Below are 3,788 nucleotides of genomic sequence, written 5' to 3'. Positions count from 1 at the left end.
TTTCGCGGGCATGACAATCGAGCAGATGGAACAGCGGCGAGTCCCCTACCAATTGTAGCGCATGCCGCCTTTGACGGTGGCGCCCTGCGCTTCGTCGGCGAAGACGTAGTCGACTTTGGCGAACACGGCGGTCTGTGCGCCGGGATTGAAGAAGTTCACGCCGGCCGAGACCTCGCCCCAAACATCATCCGTCTCGTCGACGAGCTGGAAGTCACGTCCCGTGGAGGTGAGGGTGGCGTTGTGGTCGCCCGAGAACGAGCCCCACACGCTGCCCACGACGAAGGGTTCCATCGTGGTCCCCTCCCATACTTCGGTGCTGGTGCCGAGGCGCATGCGCGCCCGCGCACGTCCTCGTCGTCGTCGAAGTCGATAGCGTTGCCGTCGAGCGCAAAGTCGTCGATATGCGTCCACGAGACCGCGATCGTGGCGAGCGGTTCGATGAACGGACCGGGCCGCATGCCGCCGAAGCGATAGCCCGTGTCGGTGCGGAAGCCGTAAGTGGTGCTGTCGAGCTCGTTGGGGAAACCTCTCACGTCATCGGTATCGATTGTGGAAAATAGGGTCTTGAACAGCGTGTCTACGAATAGTCCGCCCCGCAGATAGGTGGCGTAGGCGCCGGCCTCCAGGCTGCTCACCTGGAATCTGCGCACCAGCGTTTCATATTCGAGAGTCGATTCCACCGCGCCGCCGAGCACGCCGAGGACGAGAACGTCGCCGTCGACGAACAAGTCGCGCTTGCCGAAATCGATACCCGACTGGACCTGCCAAATATCGAGATCTCGCTTGAGGTCGTGGCGGTAGGTCCGGCCGTTGGCCTTGGTGGTCGCGCTGTCGTCGATATCGAACCAGCTGCCGGCGCCGCGCGCCCATACGCCCGGCGTGAAGTTGTAGAGCTCCTGGCAGCGCACGACGTCCTCTTCGCGTCCCGGATCGTCGCAGAGATTGCCGCGCGCTAGGAGGACCCGCAGATCGGTGCTCTGATCGAACCACGTCTCCGTCGTGTTGTGGAACGTATCGTGGGTGACGGTGACCAGTTGCGGCAGGACATGGGCGCCGCCACCCGTGTGGTTCTTCAGCTCGAAAAAGCCGGAGCCTGTGGGCACGAAGAACAGGTCGTAATCGAAAAAGCCCGCATCGATGGGCTTGTCGATATAGAAGTTCTTGGCGTCGACCTTGCCGTCCACGAACACCACGGGGATGCCCACGGGATCGAAGCGCGCCGAGGACCGGTTGGTGTTGTTGACGTCGATCCGGGTCCGGCCGCTTGTGTTGCCTTCGACCACGAGCACGTCGGAGGTCGAACCGGGCCCACCGAGGAACGTATCGATGGCCAGTCTGGACTTGCCGCCACCCGTGCCGGAGAAGCTGAGGTTGGTTCCGCCCGGCGTATTGGATAGCCGCAGCACGTCCCGGGGCTTGCCGTCGACCATGGTGATCAAGCCCTCGTTCTCGAACCTTTCGAGTCCGACGAACCTGGTCTCCTCGCTCGCGTTGAAGTCGTCGGCGGCGCGCAGCGTGCCGCCGGGCTCGTTGGCGAAGAGGTCCGTGCCCCCGCCGAAGTCGCTGGTCTGGCTTGCGTTGAATTCGCCGCCCGCCATGTTCCTGAAGGTATCGCTGCTGCCGGTCAGGTCGACGAAGCCGGTGATGAGACCCGTGTTCTCGATCCTGGTGCGTGCGCCTGCGGTAGCGATGGCGAGCCCGCTGCCTGCCGAGATCTTGCCGCTGTTGAGGATTGTGGTCGAGGTGTTGCTGCCCGCGTAGATGGCCACGGTGCTGCCGAAAACGTCACCGGAGTTTTCGATCCTGATCGGCGAGGAGGCCCCGGCCGTCGTGCCCACAATGCCGAAGCCGAGACCGCCGGCGGCCTCTACGCGGCCGCTGTTGTTGATCGTCACGGCACTGCCTCTCGCCGAGGTTCCGCCGAAGATGCCCTCGGAGTAGAAGCCTTGGGTGGTGATATTGCCGCTGTTGACGATCAGGAGATCGTTGCCGACCCCGTAGCCGAAGGCGTCGATCCCCTCGGAAGATCGTCCCTGCGTCTCGATCCTGCCGCTATTGACGACGGTAAGATCGCTGCCCGAGCCTCGGGTCGTCGCGTAGATGCCTTCCGCGCGTCGTCCGCGGGTGAAGATTTCGCCGCTGTTCTCGATGGTGAGATTGCTGCTGCGGCCTACCGTCTCCCCGTAGATGCCATCTGCATTGATCCCGCGCGTCGCCAATGTGCCGCTGTTGGTGATGGACAGATCGCTGTTGCGGCCGCCGGTATAGCCGTAGATGCCGAATGCATCGATTCCGGTCGTGGCGATGTTGCCGCTGTTGGTGATGGTGACGCGGCTATTGCGCGAGATGCTGGACGCAAATATGCCAACCGATCCCAGACCTGCGGTAGCGAGATCGCCGCTATTGTTGATGTTGATCGGGCTGAACGGCGCCAAGGTGAGCGCTTCGATGCCGATCGCGACAAGGCCGGCGGTGGCGATGTCGCCGGAGTTGTTGACCTCGATTGAACCGAAGATCGCGGCGGTATTGGTCGAGATGCCGATGGCAGCTGGCCCCGCCGTGGCGAAGTTGCCGGAGTTGGTGAAGTCGATGAAAGCGCCGATTCCTACCGTGTCGATAAGCGCGCAGGTGCCGGGAAAGATGCAGTCGTCATTGTTATTGAGGACCACGGGAATGGGCGAGAGGGGGATGAACACGGCTTGCTGCGCCTCGGCGGGCATCGGCGCGGCGGTCGTCACGAGCAGCGTGGTGGCGAGCGCGGTGCCTGCGAGAAGGAGCCGCCGGTTCGGCCGTGCGAAACGAAATGGCGTTTGGGGCGGTGCTTTTGGCGCGTCAGCCGCATAAACTTCCGCACCGCGCCTGCGGTGATGATGACGGCCCATGACTTCCCCCCAAAGGTAATGCCCCGTTTGGGCAATTTTGCGGAGAATCCGGGCTCCCAGCCAGCCTCCCGAAGGGACTAATCCACAGGGCCTTCGCCGATTCAGCGCCATTTTGCTCCGTTGTTGCTCTGGGGGAACACTTTTCCATCCGGGGGCCGGCGAGGAGATTTCAACCCGCGAATTATCACCGAACAGGAAAGTCCTTCCTAGAGGCGAGCCATTTGGGAACCATATTTCGTTTTTTCTCCTCTCGCCGCTTCTTTGGGGAATGATTTTTCGCTAATCTGCCCCATCTTCAGGACGGTGGCGCGCCCTGAACCAAGAATGACTGGGAACACGACATGACGACCGGTGGAAGTTTCAGCGGCGCGGCCATTGGCGCATCGGCGTCCGTGCATTGGCACGGGCTTGCGACGCCGCGCCTTGCCCAGTACACGGGCCGTTCGATTGAACCGCAGCGCTTTGCGGAGGTTGCTTAGTCATGTTCATCAACGTGCGCCTGCCGGACGGCTCCACCCATCGCCTCGAAGCGCTCGAGGGCTGGCGTGTGATGGAGGTGATCCGCGACTGGGGTCTGCCGATCAAGGCGGAGTGCGGCGGCGCTTGCGCCTGCGCCACGTGCCATGTCTGGGTCGCCGAGAATTGGGTCGCCAAGCTCGTGCCGCCGACCGACGAGGAATCGGAGATGTTGGACGGCGCCTTCCAGGTCGATGAGCGCTCACGCCTGTGCTGCCAGCTGATCATGACGCCGGAGCTCGACGGGCTCGAGGTCGAGTTGGCGCCCGAGAGCTTGGCGGACGCTGCCGAGCCCGTTGCCGTGGGAGGCGTCGGCTGATGCGCACCTTCCCCATTTTCGTGAGCTTCGAGGGCAAGCCGCCGCTCGTCGTGGGCGGCGGAGAGCTTGCG

Annotated in this window: 2 protein-coding genes; one reads left to right on the top strand and one right to left on the bottom strand. The window is 63.2% G+C overall.

Features of this window, described 5'->3' with window-relative positions:
- Positions 1-155 precede the first annotated feature (155 nt).
- A complete protein-coding gene (locus tag AUC71_RS02370; RefSeq protein ID WP_069622983.1) occupies positions 156-2,882 on the bottom strand; it encodes an autotransporter outer membrane beta-barrel domain-containing protein in 2,727 nt (908 codons plus the stop codon).
- 481 nt (positions 2,883-3,363) lie between these two features.
- Between AUC71_RS02370 and AUC71_RS02365 the strand changes: the two genes are divergently transcribed.
- Positions 3,364-3,717 (top strand): 2Fe-2S iron-sulfur cluster-binding protein, encoded by a 354-nt coding sequence (locus AUC71_RS02365; RefSeq protein WP_069622982.1) that lies wholly within the window; start codon positions 3,364-3,366, stop codon positions 3,715-3,717.
- Positions 3,718-3,788: the final 71 nt, after the last annotated feature.

It is taken from the genome of Methyloceanibacter marginalis, from assembly GCF_001723295.1.
Taxonomy (GTDB): domain Bacteria; phylum Pseudomonadota; class Alphaproteobacteria; order Rhizobiales; family Methyloligellaceae; genus Methyloceanibacter; species Methyloceanibacter marginalis.
Note: the sequence above shows the minus strand (reverse complement) of the source record. Positions and strands in the feature narration are given on the sequence as shown.